This is a genomic window from Bartonella fuyuanensis, from assembly GCF_014197255.1.
GTDB lineage: Bacteria > Pseudomonadota > Alphaproteobacteria > Rhizobiales > Rhizobiaceae > Bartonella > Bartonella fuyuanensis.
This window is the reverse complement of record NZ_JACIFE010000073.1, coordinates 1-1,167: the sequence shown is the minus strand read 5'-3', so window position 1 is coordinate 1,167 and position 1,167 is coordinate 1. Positions and strand designations below refer to the sequence as shown.

Below are 1,167 nucleotides of genomic sequence, written 5' to 3'. Positions count from 1 at the left end.
GATTTCAGAAACGATACCGGCACCAACAGTACGACCACCTTCACGAATAGCAAAACGAAGTTTCTCTTCCATTGCTATTGGAACGATCAACGAAACATCCATTGCAACATTATCACCTGGCATAACCATTTCTTTTCCTTCTGGCAGCGTAACAATACCCGTAACATCCGTTGTACGGAAGTAAAACTGAGGACGATAATTCGTAAAAAATGGAGTATGACGACCACCTTCGTCTTTCGTCAAAATGTAAGCTTCTGCTTTAAAGCGTGTATGAGGTGTAACAGATCCTGGTTTGGCCAATACTTGACCGCGCTCAATCCCTTCACGATCAACTCCACGAAGCAAAGCTCCAATATTATCACCTGCTTGTCCCTGATCTAAAAGCTTGCGGAACATTTCAACACCTGTAACTGTCGTTTTAGATGTTGGACGAATACCGATAATTTCGATTTCCTCTCCAACTTTAATAACACCACGCTCAACGCGACCTGTAACAACAGTTCCACGACCCGAAATTGAAAACACATCCTCTATCGGCATCAAAAACGGCTGATCAACAGGACGATCAGGCGTTGGAATATAATTATCAACTTCACTCATTAAAAGACGAACTGCATCTTCACCAATACCTTTATCGCGTTCCTCAAGAGCTGCCAATGCAGAACCCTTCACAATTGGTATATCATCACCTGGAAAATCATATTTGGATAAAAGTTCCCGAACCTCAAGTTCTACAAGCTCTAAAAGTTCTGCATCATCAACCTGATCAACTTTGTTAAGAAAAACAACAATCGCTGGAACACCAACCTGACGCGCAAGCAAAATATGCTCACGTGTCTGAGGCATCGGACCATCAGCCGCAGAAACAACCAAAATGGCACCATCCATCTGCGCCGCACCTGTGATCATGTTCTTCACATAATCAGCATGCCCTGGACAATCAACATGTGCATAGTGACGAGTTTCCGTTTCATACTCAACATGCGCTGTAGAAATAGTAATTCCACGCGCGCGCTCTTCCGGTGCAGCATCAATTTGATCATATGCTTTAAATTCACCAAAAAACTTCGTAATCGCTGCTGTCAACGAGGTCTTCCCATGATCAACATGACCAATCGTGCCAATATTAACATGCGGTTTTGTACGTTCAAATTTGCTCTTCGCCAT

General features: G+C 43.3%; 1 protein-coding gene. It reads right to left on the bottom strand.

Annotated elements, in window-relative coordinates; translation table 11 throughout:
* On the bottom strand, positions 1 to 1,167 hold a 1,167-nt coding region (gene tuf, locus GGR08_RS07970; protein ID WP_183194760.1), incomplete at its 3' end, for an elongation factor Tu.